Source organism: Neorhizobium petrolearium, assembly GCF_029854435.1.
Taxonomy (GTDB): domain Bacteria; phylum Pseudomonadota; class Alphaproteobacteria; order Rhizobiales; family Rhizobiaceae; genus Neorhizobium; species Neorhizobium petrolearium.
Map to the genome: position 1 here is coordinate 3,129,256 of NZ_CP123000.1, position 22,941 is coordinate 3,152,196.

Genomic DNA, 22,941 nt, shown 5'->3' on the forward strand with positions numbered 1-22,941 from the left:
GTGCCGGACTTCTTTTCATCCATCGTCTTGGGGCTGCAGGTCGCCGCTAGCATCGACAATCTCTTCTATTGCCTATTAGGGGTGACGCTCGGAACCGCAATCGGCGTCCTGCCGGGCGTGGGGCCGATCATCACCATCTCGCTGCTCCTGCCCTTGACTTTCGGCCTGCCGCCGACCGGATCGCTGATCCTGCTTGCTGGCATCTACTACGGCGCGGCTTATGGCGGATCCACCACATCGATCCTGCTCAACCTGCCGGGCGAAGCCTCATCGGCCGTGACCTGCCTGGACGGACACCAGATGGCACGGCGAGGCCGCGCCGGCTCGGCGCTTGCCATTGCCGCTCTAGGTTCCTTCTTTGCCGGCACCGTCGGCACGGTGCTGATCGCTGCTGCCGCGCCCGCTATGGCCTCGATCGCGGCAAGGTTCGGCTCCGCCGAATATGCAGCTCTCGTCTTCTGTGCCCTCGTCGCCACCGCCTCCATCGCCAAGGGCGGCTTCATCAAGGGCATCGGATCGGGCGTTCTTGGCGTGCTGCTGGGTCTGGCGGGCGCCGACGTCGCCTCCGGCGTCTTCCGTTTCACCTTTGGCCTTTCGGAACTGCGCGATGGGATCGACTTTGCCGTGCTGGCGGTCGGGCTTTTTGCGGTTTCGGAAATCATCACGACGATTGGCGGCGCGGGAAAGCCTGAGATCGCCACCTCGAAAGTCGGCCGGCTCTGGCCAAGCCGTGACGAGTTTCGCCGCGCATGGCCGGCCGTCCTGCGCGGCACGACGCTCGGCTCCTTCCTCGGGATTCTGCCCGGCGCCGGTCTCGCGATGAGCTCTTTCTCCGCCTATATGGTCGAGAAGAGTATTTCCAAACAACCAGATCGTTTCGGGGCCGGCGCCGTCGAGGGCGTAGCTGCACCGGAAGCGGCCAACAATGCCGCGTCCCAGACCGCCTTCATCCCGACCTTGATGCTCGGCGTTCCCGGGAGCCCCGTGATGGCCCTATTCCTCGGCGCGTTAATGATCCAGGGCATCAACCCCGGGCCGAGTATGATCAGTAACAATCCTGCCCTCTTCTGGGGCCTAGTGGGTTCCATGTGGATCGGCAACCTGATGCTCGTCATCCTAAACCTGCCGCTGATCGGTCTATGGGTAAAGCTTCTCGCGGTTCCTTATCACTGGCTCTACCTCTTTGTGCTCGCCTTTGCGTGCGTCGGGGTTTATTCGATCGGTTTTTCATCCCTTCAGATCCTGACGCTCGTCGTTTTCGGCGCCGTCGGCTATCTCCTGAAGCGGGCCGACTGCAGCCTCGCCATGTTCATCCTCGGCTTCGTGCTCGGACCGATGTTCGAGGAAAACTTCCGCCGCGCCATGTCGCTGTCGCGCGGCGATCCGATGACCTTCATCCATCGCCCGATCAGCCTCACCTTTCTCGTGCTCGGCATCGCGATCTTGCTCGCCGCCACCACGTCGCTCGTCAGAAAGGGTGCGCAGGAGGCAACGGACTGAAACACGTATCGTCCTCCCAGGACAATTCGGCCGGAGCATCAAACCATGCTCCGGCCCTTTTTTCGGGTCTGTATCAAGTGAGGATCAGCAAACAGGAACAAATCCGATCGTCGTTTGCGCCTTCTGCCGTCGGCAAGCGAGGATGAGCACGCGCTGGGGCCATTTTGCGCACGGGGCACAACATCGATCTGGCGGACTAGCAAGACGCCGACCGGCGCCTACACCCGCAGTCCTCGAAACGTTGCACCAACATCGTCAAGCTCCTCGAGCCTTAGCAAGGCGGTTGCCAGTTCCTCCCCCACGGCCTTCGAGATGACACCGTCAATATTGGCCAGGAACTTCTGCAGGTAGCCTTCACGGGGGATCGGATTGCGCCGGGTTCCCGGCATGTCGTCGATCGTATGGGTGAGTTCCCGTCCATCCTTCAGACGGATCGAGACGCTGGCACGCGATCTGCTGATATCGGCGGCGGCGACCGGATCCGGGCGGTGGACGACCTTGTCGGCAATCGTATTGACCACCGGATCGATGAGGCTCTCAGGCGCATAGGCATGCTTGTCCATGTGGCCTCGAACCAGCGCCTCAGCGACGGTGTGCTGCAGGCTGATGCGGCCATGCCAACTCGTCTTTGGCCGACGTTTCTCCTCGACAGGTTCGCAGACGGTGGCGAAGGAACGGGGCATGATATCACAATAAATGACGTCAACATCCTGCGGTCTCACACTATGGGTCTCGCGAAGTGCGATGGTGGCAGCGATGAACGGGATCATCGTGTAGGCGCAGGGATGGGCCTTCGAGGCAATGTTCAGCACCTCCCATCGCTCGCCGAGCTCGTCGGTCAGGGCCGCGAAACGAAACTCGGTACCGGACTGGACATGGCTCTTGAACCAGCCGAATTTCCCCTCAAATACCGGGTGGGGACCGGAAATGCCCTGCCCCGCCAAGGCAATCGCGCGAATAGCCGCTGATGCCGCCATGCCCACGTGCAGGGTCTTGGTCGATGTCCCGTCCTCAAAAGAGGCAATAGACCCGGCCGACAAGCTGGCAGCCGTGCCGATCGCATGCTTAGTCTGCTCGATCGAAAAGCGCCTGACACGCGCGAGCCCCCACACCGCACCAAAAACGCCGTAGACCGAACTTGGATGGAACCCGACTTCGTGCATCCTGACCGGCGAGATCATACCGAGACGGCAGAGAAGTTCGCTGCCGACCAGCACAGCCTCCAGAAGGTCCTTTCCCGAAAGGCCGAGCCGTTCACATTCGGGCAGCAGGGCCGACAGCACGACACCGGTTGGATGAATATTGGACTGGATGTGAGTGTCGTCGAATTCGAGCACGCCAGACATGATGCCGTTAAGGAAAGCCGCATTGGCAGGCGTGGTCGGCGCGGCATCCATGAGAGAAAAGGCCTGCCCCCCGGCACCGTCGGATTCGGCAACGGCCCGCCGCGCGGCGGAAACGACGTCAAGCCGGCATGACGCGATCATCACACCAATCACATCGAGAATCCTAAGCCGGGTATTCTCCAAAACCGCCTGGGGAACGCTAGCGAGCGAAAAACCTGTCATCCATTCCGCAACAACTGCACTTAAGGTCGGAGCGGAGAGACGTTTGTCGAGCATCGGGCAGATCCTTGTAGCTGATACCGAAAGCGGTACGCACCAACCCGCTGGCGCGTATCGCGGCATCTTCGCAATCCGGTTGCCGGCAGCGGCTATTTCTTGCTGATATCCATGCTCTTCAGCAGTGAGCCGAAATAGGCATATTCGGCCTCGAGTTCCTGCTGGAGTTGCACGCCGGTGCGGAACCGCGGGGAAAAGCCTGCGCGGGTAAGGGCCGCGCGGAATTCCTGGCTCTCATCGGCATCCTTCAAAGCTCCTTCAATCATCGTGACCAGTTCCTGAGGCGTACCGGCGGGCGCCATGACCGCTTGCCAACCGCCTGTGCGTACATCCTTCAGCCCCACCTCCCGGAACGTCGGGACATCGGGGAAATCGGCCAGACGGGTCTCGCTGGGCACGGCGATCGGCACCAGCTTCCCCTCCCGCGTGGGCGGAATCACCATGGCGTCGATGACGAACTGCACGTCACCAGACAAGAGTGCCTGCACGGCCTGCGATGCGCCGCTATAGGGAATATGCCGCGCCTCGACCCCGGCGCTGCGCAGGAAATCGACCCCAATGATATGGCCGGTCGAGCCGACGCCGACGGAGGCATAGTTCAGTATGCCAGGATTGGCTTTCCCATAGGCCACGAGTTCCTCGTAGGTCTTGACGCCGAGCTCCGGCGGCACGCTGAGCATGCGGACCGATTCACTGATATTGGCGATCGCTACAAAATCCTTGAGAGGATCGAAACCGATCTGGGTGAGATGGGGCGCGGTGGTAAAGATGGCACTGCCGGCAAGCAGCAGCGTTGCCCCGTCCGGCTTGGCGCGGGCCGCTTTTTCCGTGCCGATCGTCCCGCTTGCCCCGCCGATGTTCTCGACGACGACCGTCGTTTTGAGGCGCTTGCTGATCTCCTCTGCGATCATGCGGCCGGTGATGTCGCCGCCACCTCCCGGCGCGTAGGGGACAATCATGCGCACCGTCGAAACGGGATATTGCTCTTCAGCAGAGACTCCGACCGCACTTGCCAGCGCGATCGCTGCCGCCACCAGGCCGTTTTTCATCCCCGTTGTCCAAACTACCATCGATTCCTCCTCACATCATGGTGTTATCTTGAACGCACAGTGGCAGCCGCTCTGAACAAATGCAAAATCTCGCCGGGTGCGTTCCGAGCTGCGAAATTCGCGATAAAGAGCGGCAGGCGGACCAAAGCGAACGCCTATGTCGTCGGGCAAAGGCCGGTCATGCCAGTTTCGTCTCGGCAGCCTCGGTCCTGCAGCGTCTGAAGAGCGCCGATCCGTCACGCTTCAAGGAGAACAGCCTTCGGACGGTGCAAATAGCCGTCAAGATTTGGCGCATGGAAATAGCTGGGCAGATCATACTCAATGGCGACTGGACGAAGTGCCCGCCCGTATCTCCATCCGCCGCGGCGGGCGGAGATACGGGCCATCTCAACGCTCTCAACCTCAGTAACATTATTGGGTGAGGCAATGCGGGCGGCCATCTCGCTCATCGCTTCGGGGGCGCCATGCTTTCCTCTTCTTCTGTGCGTTCAGACGGCAGCCTTCCGGCGGAACGGCGAACGATCCGGATCGGGGTCCGGCATCGCGTCCAGAAGCATGCGCGTATAGTCGCTCTTCGGATGATCGAATATCTCCGCGACCGGTCCCTGTTCCACCAGCTTGCCGCGATAGATCACGGCGACGTCGTCGCAGATATAACGGATGACGCCGAGGTCGTGGCTGATGAAGAAATAGGTGAGGTCGAGTTCTTCCTGCAACCGGTGCAGGAGATTGAGAACGTCCGCCTGGACCGAGACGTCGAGCGCCGAGGTGGGTTCGTCGAGGATCAGGAATTCAGGCCCGACGGCAAGCGCCCGGGCGATGCCGATACGCTGCCGCTGGCCGCCAGAAAATTCATGCGGATAACGGAAAAGATGCTCCGGGCGAAGGCCGACCTGCAGCAGCAGCTCCAGCACCCGCTCGGTGCGTTGGCGGGCATTGAGGTTCACCACGTCGCCATGGATGACCAGCGGCTCGGCGACGATATCATGGATCGTCATGCGCGGATCGAGCGAAGCGTAAGGGTCCTGGAAGACGATCTGCAGGCGCGATCTCAGGCGCCGCATCTCGAGCGGCGTCAGCTTGTGGATGTCCACGCCGTCGAACAAGACATTGCCCGCCGACAGCGTTTCGAGCCGCAGGATGCAACGCGTCAGCGTCGTCTTGCCGGACCCGGATTCACCGACCAGACCGAAGCTCGCACCTTTCCTGATCGACAGGCTGACATTGTCCAGCGCGGTAAAACCCTCGCCGCGACCGAAGAAACCCTGGCGCGGGCCGGGAAAGTTTTTTGTGACGTTCTGGATATCGAGGGTCATGCGGCGGTCTCCGGCATAAGCCCGTTCAGGCCCTTCAATTCACCGCGCTTGGTATGGGCGGTTGGCACGGAGTGCAAAAGCGCCTGGGTATAGCTGTGGCTCGGCCGCTTCAATACATCGTCCACCTTTCCTGCTTCGAGAATGCGGCCGCGATACATGACGGCCACGTGGCTGCAGATCTGTGCCACGACGCCGAGATTGTGGGTGATCAGCAGCACTCCGATATTGCGTTCAGCCACAAGATCATGGATCAGCCGCAGGATTTGCGCCTGCACCGAAACGTCGAGCGCGGTCGTCGGTTCATCGGCGATCAGCAGGTCGGGCTTGCCGATCATCGCCATGGCGATCAGTGCGCGCTGGCGCATGCCCCCGGAGAACTGGTGCGGATAGTCATGAATACGCTCGGCGGCCTTCGCAATGCCGACCTTTTCCAGCATCTCGACTGCCACACGTCGGGCCGCCCTCTTGAGATCGCCACGCGAGGCACCGGGATCGAGCCCGAGCACGGACGGGTCCGCATGGCCGGCATGCAGCGCCACGTCCACTAACTGCGTGCCGATCCGGAAGGCCGGGTTAAGGTTGGTCGTCGGATCTTGGAAGATCATGCCGATATGCCGGCCACGCAAGCCCCTCATCTCCCTGTCGGTCGCCTTCAGCACATCCTTGCCCTGGAACTTAATCGAACCGGCGACATAGCGCCCCGGCGGCGACGGAACGAGCCGTGAGACGGATAAGCCCGTCAGTGATTTACCGCTGCCCGTCTCGCCGACCATGCCCCAGATCTCGCCGCGCTCGATCTTCAGGTCGATGCCGTGGAGGATTTGCGTCTCGCCCTCGTAGCTCTTCATGGCGAGGTTGAGGTTCCTGATGTCGAGAAGCGTCATCGTGATCCCTTCCCTATCGTCGAGCCTTGGGGTCGAGCACGTCACGCAGCCCGTCGCCCAGCAGGTTGAAGGCAAGCACTGCCAAGAAAATCGCAACGCCAGGAGCCACCGCCGTCCACCAGTAATCCGGCATATAGCTGCGCGCACCGGAAAGCAGCGTGCCCCATTCCGGAGTCGGCGGCTTCACGCCGATGCCGACGAAGCCGAGCGAGGCGACGGTCAGTATCGCGAAGCCCATGTCGAGCGAGGCCTTGATGACGATCGGCGAGACGATGTTTGGCAAGATGTGCCTGCCGAGGATGCGCGGCCAGTCGGCGCCGAGCGCATGGGCCGCGACGACGAACTGCTCTTCCTTCTTGACGATCACTTCGCCGCGCACGAGACGGGCATAGGCCGGCCACCACGTGATCGAGATGGCGATGATCATGTTCCAGACGCCCGTGCCGAGCGCTGCCGCCACGGCCATGGCAAGGATCAGGCTTGGGATGGTGAGCAGAAGATCGGTGATGCGCATCAGGATTTCGTCGATCCAGCCGCCGAAATACCCGGCAATGGCGCCGACGATCGTGCCGACGACGATAGCGATGAAGACAACGGCAAGACCGGAAAACAGCGAGACCTGTGAACCGACCAGCACCAACGAAAACATGTCTTGGCCGAGCGCATTGGTGCCGAACCAAGCCGTAGCCGACGGCGGCTGGAATTTCGCACCGGTATTCGTGCCGCCGACGACATGCTCGGGATGCGGCACGATCCACGGTGCGAGGATGGCGATGACGATCAGTGCGATGACGATCGCAAGGCCGATGATCGACAGCCAACTCTGGCGAAACCGATAGAAGGCGCGGCTCCAGTTTTCGAGACGCGCGGACTGGCTGCGCTCGGGTATGGCAATGGGGGTCATTTGCTCAGTCCTGCTCATACGTAGCGTACCTTCGGGTTGAAGACGCCGTAAAGAAGGTCCACGACGAGCATGGTAACAAGATAGATGATCGCGATGATGAGCGTCACGCCGATCACCGGCATGAAATCCTGGGTCAGGATCGCCTGGGTGGCGTAGAGGCCCAGCCCCGGCCAGTCGAAGACCGTCTCCACCAGAACCGTGCCCCCGAGTAGCCAGGAGACGTAGAGGCCGATCACCGTCAGCGTCGAGGTCATGGCGTTCTTGAGCACGTATTTGAAGAGGATCAGCCGGTTGGAAAGACCGAGCGCCCGCTCGGTCATGACATAGTCCTGCTGCAGCACTTCGATCGTCGAGGCGCGCATCATCCGCATGATGGTGGCAAGCGGCGAAAGCGCCATGGCGATCGCCGGCAGTGCCAGATGTGAGAGCGCGATCTGGAACGCGTACCAGTCGCCCGCGATCACAGCATCGATCGTATAGAGGCCCGTCACGTAGTCCGGCGGGCTTTCGATCAGTGGGTAGCGGCCGGACAGCGGCAGGATGTCCAGCCAGGCGGCAAAGGCCATCTGCAGGAGGAGGCCGAGGAAGAAACGCGGCATGGCGATGCCGCCGAGCGCCACCGTGCGGGTCGCATAATCAAGCGCCCCATTCTTGTAGACGGCCGTCAACAGACCGAGCGGAATGCCGATGACGACCGCAATGAACAGGGAGGCGAAGACGAGCTCTATGGTCGCCGGCAGATATTCCACGATGTCCGCGAAGACTGGACGACGCGTGAAGACCGACATGCCCCAATCGCCGGAAACGAGACCGGTCAGATAATCCCAGTATTGCACTGGCAAAGGCTGATCCAGGCCGAATTCGCGCTTCATCTGCGCGATCAGCTCGGGCGTCGCATTCGGACCCGCGGCAAGGCCCACCGGGTCGCCGGGCAGGATGCGTGCCACGATGAACAGAAGCAGGGTCAGGCCGAGCAGGACCGGTAAGAGCAGGACAAGCCTGCGCAAGATATAAAGCAGCATTCGCAAACTCCGGAGCGGCGGGCTTCCGTACCGAAAACCCGCCGGCGGCAAGGGTTCAAGCGATCGACAGCGGCCAGATTTCCATCGTGTTGGCGGCAACCGGGCTGAAAACATAGTCCTTTACGTTGTCGCGCATCGCAAACTTGCGCAGTTCGAGAATGCCGATGATATCGGGCGCATCCTCGACGATTACCGCCTGGAACTTCTTGTAGAGTTCGGCACGCTTGGCGGTATCGACTTCGGCGCGGGCATCCTCGATCAGCTTGTCGACCTCCGGGTTCTTGTAGACCGGATTCTGCCACTGCCCATTGCGCGAAGAATGGTAGGCGGCGAACGCGGTATTGTCCGGGTCGGCATAGTTGGGCGACTGGAAGATCGAGTAGAAGTCGACCATCGTCTCCGGCGAACGGGCCATCGCCACGGTGTCCGGCCAGGTCATGGCACGGATGTCGAGTTTGATGTTGAGTGCCTTCAGCGATTCCAGCATGATCAGACACCAGCGGCGCTGGTTCTCGTAGCCGGCGGCGTGGTGTATGGAGAGCGTGATGCCGCCGTCCTTGTATTGCGACCTGGCGAGATATTCCTTCGCCTTCGCCATGTCCTGGTCATAGCCCTTCTGGTCCGGATCAAAGCCGAAGATGCCGATGGGCAGCGGGCTCTTCATCAATTGGGCCGGGCCTGCGGCATCCAGCATGCCCTGGTAGTTGAACGCGTAAGACACTGCCTTGCGCAGGTTCTTGTCCATCAGCGGGCCCTTGGCCGTGTTCATCTTGATGGTAAACGTGCGGTAGTCAGGTTCCATGATACGGACGACATGCGGCATGTCTTTGATGGCGTCCATGTCCTCGGCGAACATGTCGAGCGCGAAATGCACTTCGCCGCGCTGGAGCATCAGCCGGGCGGTCGAGGCCTCGCGGACGATCTTCCAGATCGCGCCGTCGAGATTGCCACCCTTATGCCAGTCGTTCTCGACGCGGCTCAGTTCATAAAGGTCGCCCGGCTTGACGCGTCCCATCTTGAAGGCACCCGAACCGGCCATGTTGGCGAGCAGGAAGGCTTGCCCGTCGTCAGTCCCCTTGTTGGCTTCGACGAGCTTGGAGTTGACGACGAACATCCAAGGCAGGACGGAGAGAAGCGGCGCGAAGGGCTTCTTCAGCGTCATCGTCACCGTTGTCTCGCCGGTCACCCGGATGCTGTTTTCGTCGAGGATCCCCGACACCATCCAGGCCGGCCCCTTCGCAAGGCGCAGCAGGCGAGCAAAGGAATATTCGACATCCTTGGCGGTCACCGGCGTGCCATCATGGAATTTGGCATTTCCGTCGAGCTCGAATGTGTAGACGAGGCCGTCATCGGACTGGTTCCAGCTCTTGGCAAGGCCCGGCGCCGGAACCGGTGGATTGTTCACCACGCGCACCAGCGGATCGTAGGTATTGCGGAACAGCCATTGCGGCGCGTAGCCGGTGGCCACATGCGGATCGAAGTTCGGAATGTCGACAGTGCTGGCGAGAACCAGGATCTTCCTGCCGGCCGAATTGGCGAGGCGGGGCATTGTCGCGGCGGCGGTCATGCCTGCAGCGCCGATCAGAAATTGACGTTTATTCAGATTGAGCATGTTCCATTCCCCTTTTTTTGTCTGCATTGCTTGTGTGGTCGTCCCTGAGAGGACACGACGTGAGCCAGTGACTACCGGCTCGCCGCTGGCGAAAGGCGGGCGGATGCCGCCAGCTCCTTTTTGCGCTTGCTGAGGCCATAGATAGCTTCGGCGGCCTCGGCGCTGACGTAGTCTTCCTCGACGTCCTCCTCGATCAGTTCTACCGACCGGTTTGCCGGATCGCCAAAGCCGGCGCCGCCGCCGAGCTGCAGCTCCACCACGCGATCGGTGCGGTCCACGACCAAGAGCCCGCCAGTACCGACATCTTCCAGCACATTGCCTTCCTCGTCGCGGACATAACCGTGCGACAGGAGGCCATTCTGACCGCCGAATAGGCCGGCGATCGGCGCGTTGACGCCTTCCGGCGAGACGAAGACGGTGACGGAGGTGCCGTCGTCATAACGCTTGGCGAGCCGGATGCGCGCGCCAAGCCCGCCGCGAAACTCGCCGGCGCCGGCGGAATCCTGAACGAAGCCCTTTTCGAGGATGACGACCGGCGAGCGGCTTTCCAGCATTTCGATCGAGGAGGTCGCCGCGGAGGTTGGCCACAGAACGGACGACTTCCCGTCCTTGGCGGAGCTGCCGCCCTGTCCGCCGCCAGAGAGCAGGTGGTCGTAGAAGATCTTGCCATCCGGGGTCTTGCCGTAGACGGTCAAAAGGCTTGGCAGGCCGGTATGGGCGATGACCTTTTGCGGAGCGGCCTTGGAAAGCGCCCGAAAGATGTTCGGCGAAGTGTACCAGCCGGTGCGGGTGCGCAGGCTAACCGGGGCCGGCTTATTGCAGTTCATCACAGAACCCTTCGGCGCCTTGACAGTCAGCGGTCGGTAGCAGCCCGCATTGCCGCGCACCGAAGGCGTCAGCATGCATTTCAGCGGATAGGTCGAATGCGCCGTCGTGTAGCTCAGCGTGCAGTTGATGCCGCCAAGCGGCACCTCCGGCGGAGCGCCTTCGAAATCGAGCTCGATCTCGTCGTCCTTGATCACCACCTTGACCGGCACAGTCATGTGCGTGCCAAGTGGATTATAGGAGATGGTCGAGGTGTGGACGCCGTTCGGAATGGCGCGGATCGCATCGCGCATCGCTTTTTCCGAGCGGGACTGGACGACCTCGGCGAGCGCCTGGAGATCGGACAAGCCGTATTCGTCCATGAACGCCACCATGCGGCGGGCGCCGGTGTCGTTGGCGGCGACCAGCGAGCGGACGTCGCCCAGCACCTGATGGGAATCGCGAATGTTCTCCGCCATCAAGCGGAAGAGGTCTTCGTTCTCGACACCCGCCTTGATGAGCTTCATCGGCGGGATCTGCAGGCCTTCTTCGTAGATTTCGGTCGCCTTCATGCCGTTGCGGGTGCCGCCGATATCGCCGACATGACCGACCGTGCCCATGACGGCGACGGCCTTTCCGTTCTTGAAGACCGGGGTCATGACTGCGATGTCGAACAGATGGCCCGCGCAGAGCCAAGGGTCATTGCAGACCAGAACGTCGCCCGGCTCCAGCGTATCAATCGGGTAGCGCTCCAGCGCCGCCTTGACCACCATCGGCAGGGTGAGGTTGAAGACCGGCATGACGCGGGCCGAATGGGCCAGCGTTTCGCCGGAGGCATCCAGGATCGAGCAGCCGAAGTCCTGGGATTCTGAGATGATCAACGAATACGCGGTGCGGCAGACCGTGTGCCACATTTCTTCCGCCACGGTGACGAGGCGGCTCCACATGATTTCGAGCGCGATCGGATCGGACTCAATCCTCTCGATTGCTTCCGCCTTGGTCATCTGCGAGGTAACCAGTTCGATGCCCTTGCCGACTGTGGCGATCTTGATGCGCAGATTGCCGGCGGCATCGACGGTCAGCACGTCGCCGGGCGGCACGATTGTGGTCGATTCACGCTCCTCGATGATCGCCGGGCCTTCGACCGTCATGCCCGGCGTCAGCTTATAGCGGTCGTAGATGGCGGCATCGATGAAACCTTCACCGAAATAGCACTTGCGGCTTCCCTTGAGCGCGACGTCGCCCGAGGCAGCGATATCCGCCTGCTTGATGGAAAGCTGCGGGATCGCGCCGCTGGCGCGAAGGCGGAAGGAGAGGATTTCGAGTTCGGCTTCCACCGGAACGCGGGTATAGCGGGCGGCATAAACCTCTTCGAAGGACTTGCGGATGGTCGCATAGGCATTTGCATCAAGTTCGCCGGCCGGGATCGGCACGTTGATCTCGTGCAGCTGGCCGATCAGGCGCATGTCGGCGGTGCGTTCGAAGACGACGTCCTCGGGCTTGGCGCCGGCAGCAATGAGTTTGGCCTTGCCTTCTTCGGCAAGCTCACCGAACTCGGCATTCAGGGATGCCGTGTCGAGGTCGGCCGAAAGGCCCATCGGCCGTGAACGGACGAGATCGAAGGACAGCGGCGCCGTCAGGAAGCCGAAGGCCGAAGCGGCACCGCTGGCCTGCGGAATGATGACTTCGCCGACACCGAGAATGCGGGCGACACGGGCGGCAAACGCCGGGCCGGCGCCGCCGAAACCGATCATCGAATAACCGCGCGGATCCTTGCCCTTTTCGACCAGATGGATGCGGGTGGCGCTTGCCATGTTCTCGCCGACCACCTGATGGATGCCCCAGGCGGCTTCGACGGTGGAAATGTTGAGCGGTTCGGCAATCGTCTTCAGCGCCTTTTCGGCGGCATCGAGATCGAGCGTCATGCGGCCGCCGAGAAAGAAGGCCGGATCGTAATAACCGAGCGCGACGCTGGCATCGGTGACCGTCGGCTTGGTGCCGCCGGCGCCGTAGCAGGCCGGACCCGGAGACGCGCCGGCCGAATGCGGACCAACCTGCAGCAGACCGACTTCGTCGATCGCGGCGATCGAACCGCCACCGGCGCCGATCTCGATCATGTCGACGACCGGCGCCTTGATCGGCAGGCCGGAGCCGTTGCGGAAGCGGCGCACACGGCCGGCTTCGAGATAGGAAGCGATATGCGCCATGCCGTTTTCAATCATGCAGGCCTTGGCCGTCGTGCCGCCCATGTCGAAGGCGATGACGTTTTCCTGGCCGGCCGCCTTGCCGAACCATGCGGTCGCCAGCGCGCCGCCGGCGGGGCCGGATTCGAGCAGGCGGATCGGGAATTCGCGGGCTTCATCGACGGAGACGAGACCACCGGCCGAATGCATCAGACGGAACGCGCCGGTAAAGCCGCGGGCCTTCAGTTCTTGCTCGAAACGCTTCAGGTAACGGTCCATCAGCGGCTGCACATAGGCATTGGCGCAGGTGGTGACGAAGCGCGGATATTCGGAGATTTCGGCAACGACTTCCGAAGAGATGGATACCGACATGTCCGGATAGTGGTGCTTGATGATTTCGCGGACCCGCTTTTCGTGAGCCGGATTGCGGTAGGAATGCATGAGGCAGACCGCGATCGCTTCGACGCGGTCGGCGACCAGTTTCTTCACGGCGCGGAGGACCGAAACCTCGTCCAGCGGCTTGATGACGCCACCATCGGCGCCGATGCGCTCGGAGATCTCGATGCGGCGCGAACGGCTGACCAGCGGCTCGGCGAATTCGATGAAAAGGTCGTAGATGTCGTAGCGCTGCTCGGTACCGATCTCGAGAACGTCGCGAAAACCTTCCGTAGTGATCAGGCCGACCGGGGCGCCCTTGCGCTCGATCACCGCATTCGTCACCAGCGTCGTGCCGTGAACGATCTCGGAGAGGTCTGCAACCGAAATTCCGGCTGCGTCGACCAGTTCTCCGAGACCGCCCAATGCGCCCTGGGAGGGATCTTTTGGCGTCGTCAGGCACTTGTGCAGGCGGATGGAAGCCGCCTTTTCGTCGAACAGGATGAAGTCGGTGAAAGTGCCACCGATATCGACGCCGGCACGGAAGTTCCTGGAAGTCTCTTGCATTCGTATGTTCCCCATAACGGATGGCCGAAGACGCGCAACGGCCCGATCAACGCCGTCATCTTCTCGCGGCGCGCATGGCTCATTCATCTCGGGTTCTGGGTGCCCGGCATGCGGATGGGTAAACCTTCCCCCTGCAGAGGGGATGGATCTAATGCCTGCCTGTTCCGCCGTTTTTTTAAGCATGAATTGTTTTGACATCTTTATAGGCGGCAAGATCAAAGGAGTCTAGCGCTAGTTTCATATTTGACAATAAGTTCCAATAATGGAACTATGGCAGGGTGATTTACGCGCATAGGACGAAACATGAGCTCTCTCGAAGATGCGATCTCCATTCTCGGTTGCTTCTCGCTGGCCGAGCCTTCTCTGTCGCAGGCGGAACTGGCGCGCCGCACCGACTGCCCCAAGGCTACGGCATCCCGCGTGATGAAGGTTCTGCGCGAAAACGGAATTCTTGATTTCGATCCCGTGACGCGCCTCTACACGCCCGGTGTCCGCCTCTTCGAGCTTGGGCAGATCTGTCGCTCGAACCATAATTTCCTGGATCTAGTGAATACCGAGCTGCAGGAGGTCTGCGCCATCGGCGGGCATACGGCCTATGTGACCGTATTTGACGGATATCAGCTCGTCGTGCTGCGCATGGTGCGCGGCTCAAGCCCGCTGGCGATCACCTCGACGCCCGGATACCGTGCTTGGCCACATGCGACCTCAAACGGACGCGCCATGCTGGCACTGCTGAACGAGGAGGAATGGAAGCTTCGCGTTCCAGACAGGTTGCCCTTCGTGACGACGCAAGCGCCGCAGAACCATGCAGAATTGCTGGACCGGATCCGGATCATTCATGAAACCGGACGCTCACATTCCACCAACGATTCCTACGATGGCGTCTCTTCTGAAGGTATGGCTTTCCGCGATCCAGGCACCGGAGAGGTTATCGGAGTGGCAATTTCCTATCCTACAGTGATGGGAACACCTGAACTGCAGGATAAGATAACTCGCCTCTTGGCTAACATGAAGACCAATCTGCTTCGCCATAAGTAGGCCGCCGCGTCATGCTGGCAGGTTCGCGACGACGTGGCGGCCGGCAAGGTTGCGACAGGTGCTGAAATCGGTTCCTGCCGCGACCTTCGACGCGCACGCCGTCTGGCCGAAATTCGCTGTCATGCTGCCGAAGGCTCGGTTCGCGATTGACACGCTGGCGAGGAAATTGCCGCGCCTCATGGAACAAACGGGGGTTCGACGACCGCTTCCGGCTCGCTCAACAGGTCAAGCATGGCCCGCACTGCCCGGGTGACATGCCGTTCCGCATGATAAAGCGCCGAGAACTGGCGGAGCGGCATCGGGAAATCGGCGATGTGCAGCCGACCGGAAAGCGAATGTACCGCCGCCGCGCGGCTGGAAAGCACCGTGGCGGCAAGCCCGGTTTCGACGGCGGCCATCGCGGCCTCGTTCGACGGCATTTCCATGACCACTGAAAGCGACAGCGGCTCGATGCCGAGATTGGCAAGCTGTGCCTCGAAGGCCGCACGCGTGCCGGACCCCTGCTCGCGCATGATCCAGTTGGTTTCCAGAAGATCGACCGAATGGATCCTCCGCCCATCAGCCCAGGGGTGGCGACTGCCGACCACCAGAACAAGCCGATCTTCAGCAACCTTGCGGCGCTTGAGGCCGGCCAGAAAAACCTGCCCCTCCACAACCGCCAGCTCCGCAGCGCCAGTCAGCACCGCATCCGCCGCACTCTGGGTATTGCCGACAGTGAGCCGCACGTCGACCCTCGGAAACCGCTCGTGATAGCTCACGAGCCGCGCCGGAAGCCAATAGCTCGCGACAGTCTGACTCGCATGGATGCGCAGGGTTCCGGAGGCCGAGCCGCCAAGATCGGCAAGCATAAGCTCGGCGGATCGCGCTCGTTCAAGCACATCGCGCGCCTCCGGCACAAAGAGCCTGCCGGCCTCTGTAAGTTCGATCCGCCGTCCGACACGGTTGAACAGGATCACTGCGTGCCGCGCCTCAAGGGCGGATATTGCCGCGCTTACCGCTGATTGAGTGAGGTTCAATGCCTCGGCCGCCCGCGTAACATGTTCGCGAGCCGCCACTTCCAGAAAGATCCTGAGCTGTTCAAGCGTCATCGACATCAATCGCTAAAATCGAACAATTTCAGAAAACTTATCAATTGGATTTGTGATTTTGCAAGATGGAGAATGATTTTCGACAAAATAGAAAATACTTGGAAAAATCATGAAGTCGACACCGACGTCCGCAGAACATCGTCCCCTTCTGTCCACGATCCGCCTCGCCCCCACAACACAGCTTCTTCCTGGCCTCTTTCTCACCGCCGCGATTGCCACGACGGCCATCGTCATCCGCAATCTGACCGGTTGGATGGCGCTGAGCCCGCTTATCGTGTCCATCCTCATCGGCATGCTGATCCGTAACGCCCTGCCCCTTTCGGCGACCGCTGAACCAGGCATAGCCTTCTCTTTGAGACGCATATTGCGCTTCGGCATTGTGTTGCTGGGTTTGCAGGTGACGCTTGCCCAGATCCTTTCTCTGGGCGGAGCAGGCTTGGCGATGGTGGCCTTGACGCTGGTTGCGACCTTCCTCGCGATCCGCATCGTCGGAAGGGCGATGGGTGTGGAGCAGGAACTCACCGATCTTATCGCTGCCGGCACCTCGGTCTGCGGCGCATCGGCGGTCATCGCCGCCAACACGGTTGTGCGCGGCAAGCAGGAGCATGTCGCTTACGCCGTCGCCTGCGTAACGCTGTTCGGTTCGCTCTCGATGCTCATATATCCGCTATTGGCTGGCCCGCTCGGCCTTGATGCACGCGGTTATGGGCTCTGGACCGGCGCAACGATCCATGAAGTCGCGCAGGTCGTCGCCGCCGCGTTCCAGGGAGGCGATGTCGCCGGCCAGTTCGGCACGATCTCCAAGCTCGCCCGCGTCGTCATGCTGGCGCCGCTGATCATGACGCTTGCATTCGCCATGCGTTCGGGCGCGGAAGGTCCGGCCAAGGCTTCGGCACCCATGCCGTGGTTCGTGCTGGGGTTCATCGGAATGATGCTGGTCAACAGCGCGGTCGCCATCCCCACAGGCGCCAGCCAGACGCTGGTGACGCTGACCAACTTCCTGCTCTCCATGGCGCTTGCCGCCATGGGCCTTCACACGGATATTCGCAAGTTGAAGGCCGAAGGTTGGCGACCACTCGCGCTCGGCGCCTTCGGATGGCTTTTCATCGCAGCATTCGGTTACGCGATGCTGAAACTGTTCGCGTTCTAAGAACGAGGACTTGCGAAATCAGGGCTGCGTCGGAAATGGCGCGGTCTTCGCTTCCAGGCGGATCAACAAGGCTTCGGACGGTCGTTGGAGCGAGTTTCGTCGTCGCGCACAGCTTCGTCATGATACCAGCAAGTATCCAACACGTTTGCCGCGACCTCATGGATTTCATCGCCCGGCACTGTCCTGCCGTTGCCCGGCCGCTGTCGGGGGCGGATCGGGAACTGGTAGATCTTCGCCGTTTCACGATGGATGTTCGTCTTCATCCTATCGTCTCCTACGTTCCTAGGCCGTGCATCTAACGCACACAGAGCACAAATTTGCACATTTTTTGTGCTTATTGCATTATTTTATATCAAACGCACCCGTGACGCTAGGCACTAAATGAGATGCAAAAATTCCCCGCGAGTAATCTCGCATCGCAGAGCATCAGGAGCAGGCAACGCAGACTCGACGCCCGAGGTTCCGAACGGCCGTCTCAGAAGCGTCAAAAGCGGTGATTTCCTATGATGCATTTTCCGTATTGCTTCGGTCTCCCCGCATTTACCGCCTGCGCGACAGACATCTTTACACTTTTTTAAGCAGAAGCGCGATCCAGGGCTCAAACTGGCACGGGAAATGCGTTCATCCCGTTATCCCGGAGGCGCGGCTCACTCGGACGTCGCAACCTCAGGATGGCTCAACCATGAACATCACGGCCTGAGAGACAAAAAAATGACAAAGTACAAGCTCGAGTACATCTGGCTCGATGGGTACACACCGGTACCAAACCTGCGCGGCAAAACGCAGATCAAGGAATTCGACACTTTTCCGTCGCTGGAGCAGCTTCCGCTGTGGGGCTTTGACGGTTCGTCGACCAATCAGGCCGAAGGCCGCAGTTCCGACTGCGTGCTGAAGCCCGTCGCCCTCTATCCGGACCCGGCCCGCAAGAACGGCGTTCTCGTCATGTGCGAAGTCATGATGCCGGATGGCGTCACGCCGCATCCGTCGAACAGCCGCGCCACGATCCTCGATGATGAAGGTGCCTGGTTCGGTTTCGAACAGGAATACTTCTTCTACAAGGACGGCCGTCCGCTGGGCTTCCCGGAACACGGTTACCCGGCTCCGCAGGGCCCCTACTACACGGGCGTCGGCTTCAAGAACGTTGGCAACGTCGCGCGTCAGATCGTTGAAGAGCATCTCGAGCTTTGCCTCGAAGCCGGCATCAACCATGAAGGCATCAATGCCGAAGTGGCCAAGGGTCAGTGGGAATTCCAGATTTTCGGCAAGGGCTCCAAAAAGGCCGCCGACCAGATCTGGATGGCGCGCTACCTGCTCCTCCGCCTCTGCGAAAAGTACGAAATCGACGTCGAATTCCACTGCAAGCCGCTCGGCGATACCGATTGGAACGGCTCGGGCATGCATTGCAACTTCTCGACCAAGTATATGCGCGAAGTTGGCGGCAAGGAATATTTCGAAGCGCTGATGGCGCAGTTCGACAAGAATCTGCAGGCGCATATCGACGTCTATGGCCCGGACAACCACATGCGTCTGACCGGCAAGCACGAGACGGCACCGTGGAACAAGTTCTCTTACGGCGTTGCCGACCGCGGCGCGTCGATCCGCGTTCCGCACTCCTTCATCAACAACGGCTACAAGGGCTATCTCGAAGATCGCCGCCCCAACTCCCAGGGCGACCCCTACCAGATCGCTTCCCAGGTTCTGAAGACGATCTCGGAAGTTCCGATCTCCAAGGCCGCTGCCGCCTGATAAAGTGAAACTACCGACTGTGAAGACGCCGGCCTCAGCGCCGGCGTCTTTCTTCTATGTGATCGAGCCGGGCTTCCGTTCAGCTTTTGTTGATTCTGAGCCCGTCCATGTAGAGTTGCTCCAGAAAGCGGGCCGCATCCTCAAAACGCCCCTCGCCTGCGGACTCCTGGCCGAGCACGGCCCGGACTTGCACGTCGAAGTCTGCATAATGCTGCGTCGTCGCCCAGATCGAAAAGATCAGATGATAGGGATCGCATCTGGCGATCTTGCCGGTCCGTGCCCAGGCACGGATGACCTCCGCCTTCTCGTCGACAAGCTTTTTGAGCGGCCCCTTCAGTTCGTCCTCGATATGTGGCGCGCCCTGCAGGATCTCGTTGGCGAAAAGCCGGCTTTCGCGCGGGAAATCACGGGCCATTTCGAGCTTGCGGCGGATATAGGACCGAATCTCCGCCTCAGGATTGCCCTCGGAATTGAAGGCGCGTAGCGGCTCCAACCAGGTGAATAGAACCCGATCGATCAGCGCCCGATGGATCGCTTCCTTGGTTCGGAAATAATAAAGGAGATTGGGCTTCGACATGCCCGCCGCATCGGCGATCTGGTCGATGGTCGAGCCGCGGAATCCGCTTGAGGAAAAGACATCGAGCGCCGCTTCAAGAATCCGCTCCTCCTTTTCTTCCTGAATACGTGTGCGCCTTTGCGTCTTCGCCGCCCGTGGGATGGTCATCCGATTTTCCCGCCCCTCTCTGCTTTTGTCCGTGCCGCTTCGCCGCCCCAGAATTTCCTCTGGATTTTTCGTGATTTTCGGCTTGAGTGACGGCACGGAAATTGTAATGTTTTACCAATCGGTCAAATTATCGGCGACAAGCAAAAAAGCAATGCCGATCTTCAACTGCCAGAAGCGGTTGGAGGACCGAAGGGAACGAAAAGCATGCCGCCGACGACCGGCGGGGCACAAACAGGTGAGGACAGAAAAATGGTGGCAGCACCCGGCGAGAACTTGCGCATCAATGGCGATCGCCTGTGGGATTCTCTGATGGAGATGGCGAAGATTGGCCCGGGCGTTGCCGGTGGCAACAATCGTCAGACCCTGACGGACGCGGATAAGGAAGGTCGCAGCCTCTTCAAGACATGGTGCGAGGATGCCGGGCTCACCCTCGGCATCGACCGGATGGGCACCATGTTCGCGACCCGCGCCGGCACCGATCCCGACGCCCTTCCCGTCTATATTGGCTCCCACCTTGATACCCAGCCAACCGGCGGCAAGTATGACGGCGTACTCGGTGTGCTCGGCGGGCTCGAAGTCGTGCGCACGATGAACGACCTGGGGATCAGGACCAGGCATCCGATCGTCGTCACCAACTGGACGAACGAGGAAGGCGCACGGTTCGCGCCGGCCATGCTCGCTTCGGGTGTCTTTGCCGGCGTGCATACGCTCGATTATGCCTATGGCCGCAAGGATCCGGACGGCAAGACTTTCGGCGACGAGTTGAAGCGCATCGGCTGGATCGGCGATGAGGAGGTCGGCGCCCGTAAGATGCACGCCTATTTCGAATACCACATCGAACAGGGACCGATTCTTGAAGCTGAGAACAAGCAGATCGGCGTCGTCACCCATTGTCAAGGCCTCTGGTGGCTGGAATTCACGCTGACCGGCAAGGAGGCGCATACCGGCTCGACGCCGATGAACATGCGCGTCAATGCCGGGCTTGCCATGTCGCGCATCCTCGAAATGGTGCAGGAGGTGGCGATGAGCGAGCAGCCGGGCGCCGTCGGCGGCGTCGGCCAGGTCTTCTTCTCGCCGAATTCCCGCAACGTCCTGCCCGGCAAAGTCACCTTCACCGTCGACATACGCACGCCGAGCCAGGAAAAGCTGGACCGCATGCGGGCGAAAATCGAGGCCGAGGCGGCGAAGATCTGCGAAAAGCTCGGTGTCGGCTGTTCGGTCGAGGCGGTCGGTCATTTCGATCCGGTGACCTTCGATCCGACGCTCGTCGGCCGCGTGCGAAATGCCGCGGAAAAGCTCGGTTACAGCCATCGCGACATCATTTCCGGCGCAGGGCACGACGCCTGCTGGGCGGCCAAGGTAGCGCCGGCCACGATGATCATGTGCCCCTGCGTCGGTGGGCTTTCACACAACGAGGCGGAGGACATCTCCAAGGAATGGGCAGCCGCCGGCGCCGACGTGCTCTTCCATGCCGTGCTGGAGACCGCGGGGATTGTGGAGTAGGCTCGATAGTGACCAGCTACCAGGAGGGCGGCACCGATGAGCGATCCAGATGCAGACCTGGAGAAGATGGATCACGCCGCGCTGCTTGCAACCGCACGAGCGATGCGCCAGGCGATCCGCAAACACCGCGACAGTTCGATGCACGAGCTCTGTTGGCACCATCCGGACATGTGGGCGCTGCTGCCCGAACCTCCGACCGGCAAACAGATCGTGCCCGACTGGCCGCAATTCATGCGCGGCTGTATTCGCTACCGCCAATCGCTCGACCAGCAACTGGCCGACGCGCCACGCAGCAACACGGAGTTTGGAGAATGACCACAGTCATCAAGGGTGGAACCATCGTCACCGCCGACCTGACCTACAAGGCGGACGTCAAGATCGAGGGCGGCAGGATCGTCGAGATCGGCCCGGATCTTACCGGCGACGAAGTGCTGGATGCTGCAGGCTGTTACGTGATGCCGGGTGGTATCGATCCGCATGTCCATCTCGAAATGCCCTTCATGGGTACCTATTCGTCCGACGACTTCGAAAGCGGTACCCGCGCCGCGCTTGCCGGAGGCACGACCATGGTGGTCGACTTCTGCCTGCCGGAGCCCGGCCAGTCGCTGCTCGATGCCTTGAAACGCTGGGACAACAAGGCGACCCGGGCGAACTGCGACTATTCCTTCCACATGTCGGTGACCTGGTGGGGCGAACAGGTTTTTAACGAGATGAAGGCGGTCGTCCTCAACCACGGCATCAACACCTTCAAGCACTTCATGGCCTACAAGGGCGCGCTGATGGTGAACGACGACGAGATGTTCGCCTCCTTCAGCCGCTGCGCCGAGCTCGGCGCCCTGCCCCTCGTGCATGCGGAAAACGGGGATGTCGTCGCCGCCATGCAACAGAAGCTGATGGACGAAGGGAACGACGGCCCGGAGGGGCACGCCTATTCCCGGCCGGCCTCCGTAGAAGGTGAAGCGACGAACCGCGCGATCATCATCGCCGACATGGCGGGCGTGCCGCTTTATGTGGTCCACACCTCCTGCGAACAGGCGCATGAGGCGATCCGCCGTGCCCGCCAGAACGGCATGCGTGTCTATGGCGAACCGCTGATCCAGCACCTGACGCTCGACGAGAGCGAATATTTCAACAAGGACTGGGACCACGCCGCTCGCCGGGTCATGAGCCCGCCCTTCCGCAACAAACAGCATCAGGACAGTCTCTGGGCGGGGCTCTCGTCCGGTTCGCTGCAGGTGGTCGCGACCGACCACTGCGCCTTCACGACCGACCAGAAGCGGTATGGTGTCGGCGATTTCAGAAAGATCCCGAACGGCACCGGCGGGCTTGAGGATCGCATGCCGATGCTCTGGACCTACGGGGTGGCGACCGGCCGCATCACCATGAACGAGTTCGTCGCGGTGACTTCAACCAATATCGCAAAAATCCTCAATATCTACCCGAAAAAAGGGGGGATCCTGGTCGGCGCCGACGCGGACATCGTCGTCTGGGACCCGAAGCGTTCCAAGACGATCTCGGCGAAGAACCAGCAATCAGCGATCGACTACAACGTCTTCGAGGGCAAGGAGGTCACCGGCCTGCCGCGCTATACGCTGTCCCGCGGGGTCGTGACCATTGAGGAAGGGGCGATCAAGACCCGCGAAGGCCACGGCCAGTTCGTCAAGCGCGAACCGTTCCAGGCGGTCAACAAGGCGCTGTCCACCTGGAAGGAGATCACCGCGCCGCGCAAGGTGGAGCGCACCGGCATCCCGGCAAGCGGAGTGTGATGTGAGGGCGATGCGGGGACATATCCAGACTGCCCCACTTTGCTCCAGCGGACATTTCCGCCTCCTCAGCGAGCGTGATTGTAAAACG

General features: G+C 61.1%; 18 protein-coding genes. 7 read left to right on the forward strand and 11 right to left on the reverse strand.

From position 1 onward, the window contains the following. Entirely contained in the window at nucleotides 1-1,500 is a 1,500-nt protein-coding gene (locus tag QEO92_RS15535; protein ID WP_227703634.1) for a tripartite tricarboxylate transporter permease, read from the forward strand. A gap of 218 nt (nucleotides 1,501-1,718) precedes the next feature. Here the strand turns inward: QEO92_RS15535 and QEO92_RS15540 are convergent, their stop codons facing one another. From QEO92_RS15540 to QEO92_RS15575, 8 genes are all read right to left on the reverse strand, one after another. Continuing rightward, nucleotides 1,719-3,122, reverse strand: a complete 1,404-nt coding sequence (locus QEO92_RS15540) for an MmgE/PrpD family protein (RefSeq protein ID WP_227703635.1) — start codon at nucleotides 3,120-3,122, stop codon at nucleotides 1,719-1,721. 92 nt (nucleotides 3,123-3,214) lie between these two features. Further along, complete coding sequence (locus QEO92_RS15545; protein ID WP_227703636.1) at nucleotides 3,215-4,192, reverse strand: Bug family tripartite tricarboxylate transporter substrate binding protein; 978 nt, start codon at nucleotides 4,190-4,192, stop codon at nucleotides 3,215-3,217. A gap of 467 nt (nucleotides 4,193-4,659) precedes the next feature. After that, nucleotides 4,660-5,487 (reverse strand): ABC transporter ATP-binding protein, encoded by an 828-nt coding sequence (locus QEO92_RS15550; protein WP_227703637.1) that lies wholly within the window; start codon nucleotides 5,485-5,487, stop codon nucleotides 4,660-4,662. After that, nucleotides 5,484-6,371 carry an ABC transporter ATP-binding protein gene (locus tag QEO92_RS15555; RefSeq protein WP_227703638.1) on the reverse strand — a complete coding sequence of 296 codons (888 nt, stop codon included), beginning with the start codon at nucleotides 6,369-6,371 and terminating at the stop codon, nucleotides 5,484-5,486. The genes QEO92_RS15550 and QEO92_RS15555 overlap by 4 nt, the downstream gene beginning before the upstream one ends. 13 nt (nucleotides 6,372-6,384) lie before the next feature. Next, on the reverse strand, nucleotides 6,385-7,275 hold the full coding sequence (locus tag QEO92_RS15560) for an ABC transporter permease (protein WP_227703639.1): 891 nt from the start codon (nucleotides 7,273-7,275) through the stop codon (nucleotides 6,385-6,387). Between the two features lie 14 nt (nucleotides 7,276-7,289). Next, nucleotides 7,290-8,297: an ABC transporter permease gene (locus QEO92_RS15565; RefSeq protein ID WP_227703640.1), complete on the reverse strand. Its 1,008-nt coding sequence runs from the start codon at nucleotides 8,295-8,297 to the stop codon at nucleotides 7,290-7,292. Nucleotides 8,298-8,352: 55 nt separating this feature from the next. After that, the gene (locus QEO92_RS15570) at nucleotides 8,353-9,909 is read right to left on the reverse strand and encodes an ABC transporter substrate-binding protein (protein ID WP_227703641.1); all 1,557 of its coding nucleotides are present in this window, start codon (nucleotides 9,907-9,909) and stop codon (nucleotides 8,353-8,355) included. Nucleotides 9,910-9,980: 71 nt separating this feature from the next. Next, nucleotides 9,981-13,838: a hydantoinase B/oxoprolinase family protein gene (locus tag QEO92_RS15575; RefSeq protein ID WP_227703642.1), complete on the reverse strand. Its 3,858-nt coding sequence runs from the start codon at nucleotides 13,836-13,838 to the stop codon at nucleotides 9,981-9,983. A gap of 303 nt (nucleotides 13,839-14,141) precedes the next feature. Here QEO92_RS15575 and QEO92_RS15580 point away from each other — a divergent pair, with 303 nt between their 5' ends. Next, a complete protein-coding gene (locus tag QEO92_RS15580; RefSeq protein ID WP_227703643.1) occupies nucleotides 14,142-14,876 on the forward strand; it encodes an IclR family transcriptional regulator in 735 nt (244 codons plus the stop codon). A gap of 176 nt (nucleotides 14,877-15,052) precedes the next feature. Here the strand turns inward: QEO92_RS15580 and QEO92_RS15585 are convergent, their stop codons facing one another. Then, nucleotides 15,053-15,964, reverse strand: coding sequence for a LysR family transcriptional regulator (locus QEO92_RS15585; RefSeq protein WP_227703644.1), 912 nt, complete (start codon nucleotides 15,962-15,964; stop codon nucleotides 15,053-15,055). Between the two features lie 109 nt (nucleotides 15,965-16,073). Here QEO92_RS15585 and QEO92_RS15590 point away from each other — a divergent pair, with 109 nt between their 5' ends. Continuing rightward, the gene (locus QEO92_RS15590) at nucleotides 16,074-17,114 is read left to right on the forward strand and encodes a YeiH family protein (RefSeq protein WP_037149327.1); all 1,041 of its coding nucleotides are present in this window, start codon (nucleotides 16,074-16,076) and stop codon (nucleotides 17,112-17,114) included. Between the two features lie 62 nt (nucleotides 17,115-17,176). Here QEO92_RS15590 and QEO92_RS15595 read toward each other — a convergent pair whose 3' ends face one another. Continuing rightward, on the reverse strand, nucleotides 17,177-17,377 hold the full coding sequence (locus tag QEO92_RS15595) for a DUF2735 domain-containing protein (RefSeq protein ID WP_037149325.1): 201 nt from the start codon (nucleotides 17,375-17,377) through the stop codon (nucleotides 17,177-17,179). Nucleotides 17,378-17,825: 448 nt separating this feature from the next. Between QEO92_RS15595 and QEO92_RS15600 the strand changes: the two genes are divergently transcribed. Then, nucleotides 17,826-18,860 (forward strand): glutamine synthetase beta-grasp domain-containing protein, encoded by a 1,035-nt coding sequence (locus tag QEO92_RS15600; protein ID WP_037149322.1) that lies wholly within the window; start codon nucleotides 17,826-17,828, stop codon nucleotides 18,858-18,860. Between the two features lie 79 nt (nucleotides 18,861-18,939). Here the strand turns inward: QEO92_RS15600 and QEO92_RS15605 are convergent, their stop codons facing one another. Next, complete coding sequence (locus QEO92_RS15605; protein ID WP_037149318.1) at nucleotides 18,940-19,584, reverse strand: TetR family transcriptional regulator C-terminal domain-containing protein; 645 nt, start codon at nucleotides 19,582-19,584, stop codon at nucleotides 18,940-18,942. A 249-nt stretch (nucleotides 19,585-19,833) separates the two neighbouring features. Between QEO92_RS15605 and QEO92_RS15610 the strand changes: the two genes are divergently transcribed. The 3 genes from QEO92_RS15610 to hydA are packed head-to-tail and all read left to right on the forward strand — an operon-like array spanning nucleotide 19,834 to nucleotide 22,853. Next, entirely contained in the window at nucleotides 19,834-21,087 is a 1,254-nt protein-coding gene (locus QEO92_RS15610; RefSeq protein WP_227703645.1) for a Zn-dependent hydrolase, read from the forward strand. Nucleotides 21,088-21,123: 36 nt separating this feature from the next. Continuing rightward, nucleotides 21,124-21,402, forward strand: a complete 279-nt coding sequence (locus QEO92_RS15615) for a hypothetical protein (RefSeq protein WP_037149313.1) — start codon at nucleotides 21,124-21,126, stop codon at nucleotides 21,400-21,402. Continuing rightward, on the forward strand, nucleotides 21,399-22,853 hold the full coding sequence (gene hydA, locus QEO92_RS15620; protein ID WP_227703646.1) for a dihydropyrimidinase: 1,455 nt from the start codon (nucleotides 21,399-21,401) through the stop codon (nucleotides 22,851-22,853). Before QEO92_RS15615 ends, hydA begins: the two co-directional genes overlap by 4 nt. Nucleotides 22,854-22,941 lie beyond the last annotated feature (88 nt).

What these genes read in the sequence shown, in the direction of transcription:
- QEO92_RS15610 (WP_227703645.1), top strand. Translation starts at nt 19,834, where the DNA reads ATGGTGGCAGCACCCGGCGAGAACTTGCGCATCAATGGCGATCGCCTG.
- QEO92_RS15545 (WP_227703636.1), bottom strand. Translation starts at nt 4,192, where the DNA reads ATGGTAGTTTGGACAACGGGGATGAAAAACGGCCTGGTGGCGGCAGCG.
- QEO92_RS15555 (WP_227703638.1), bottom strand. Translation starts at nt 6,371, where the DNA reads ATGACGCTTCTCGACATCAGGAACCTCAACCTCGCCATGAAGAGCTAC.
- QEO92_RS15590 (WP_037149327.1), top strand. Translation starts at nt 16,074, where the DNA reads ATGAAGTCGACACCGACGTCCGCAGAACATCGTCCCCTTCTGTCCACG.
- QEO92_RS15600 (WP_037149322.1), top strand. Translation starts at nt 17,826, where the DNA reads ATGACAAAGTACAAGCTCGAGTACATCTGGCTCGATGGGTACACACCG.
- QEO92_RS15565 (WP_227703640.1), bottom strand. Translation starts at nt 8,297, where the DNA reads ATGCTGCTTTATATCTTGCGCAGGCTTGTCCTGCTCTTACCGGTCCTG.
- QEO92_RS15570 (WP_227703641.1), bottom strand. Translation starts at nt 9,909, where the DNA reads ATGCTCAATCTGAATAAACGTCAATTTCTGATCGGCGCTGCAGGCATG.
- QEO92_RS15550 (WP_227703637.1), bottom strand. Translation starts at nt 5,487, where the DNA reads ATGACCCTCGATATCCAGAACGTCACAAAAAACTTTCCCGGCCCGCGC.
- QEO92_RS15605 (WP_037149318.1), bottom strand. Translation starts at nt 19,584, where the DNA reads ATGACCATCCCACGGGCGGCGAAGACGCAAAGGCGCACACGTATTCAG.
- QEO92_RS15585 (WP_227703644.1), bottom strand. Translation starts at nt 15,964, where the DNA reads ATGACGCTTGAACAGCTCAGGATCTTTCTGGAAGTGGCGGCTCGCGAA.
- QEO92_RS15560 (WP_227703639.1), bottom strand. Translation starts at nt 7,275, where the DNA reads ATGACCCCCATTGCCATACCCGAGCGCAGCCAGTCCGCGCGTCTCGAA.
- QEO92_RS15615 (WP_037149313.1), top strand. Translation starts at nt 21,124, where the DNA reads ATGAGCGATCCAGATGCAGACCTGGAGAAGATGGATCACGCCGCGCTG.
- QEO92_RS15575 (WP_227703642.1), bottom strand. Translation starts at nt 13,838, where the DNA reads ATGCAAGAGACTTCCAGGAACTTCCGTGCCGGCGTCGATATCGGTGGC.
- hydA (WP_227703646.1), top strand. Translation starts at nt 21,399, where the DNA reads ATGACCACAGTCATCAAGGGTGGAACCATCGTCACCGCCGACCTGACC.
- QEO92_RS15580 (WP_227703643.1), top strand. Translation starts at nt 14,142, where the DNA reads ATGAGCTCTCTCGAAGATGCGATCTCCATTCTCGGTTGCTTCTCGCTG.
- QEO92_RS15540 (WP_227703635.1), bottom strand. Translation starts at nt 3,122, where the DNA reads ATGCTCGACAAACGTCTCTCCGCTCCGACCTTAAGTGCAGTTGTTGCG.
- QEO92_RS15595 (WP_037149325.1), bottom strand. Translation starts at nt 17,377, where the DNA reads ATGAAGACGAACATCCATCGTGAAACGGCGAAGATCTACCAGTTCCCG.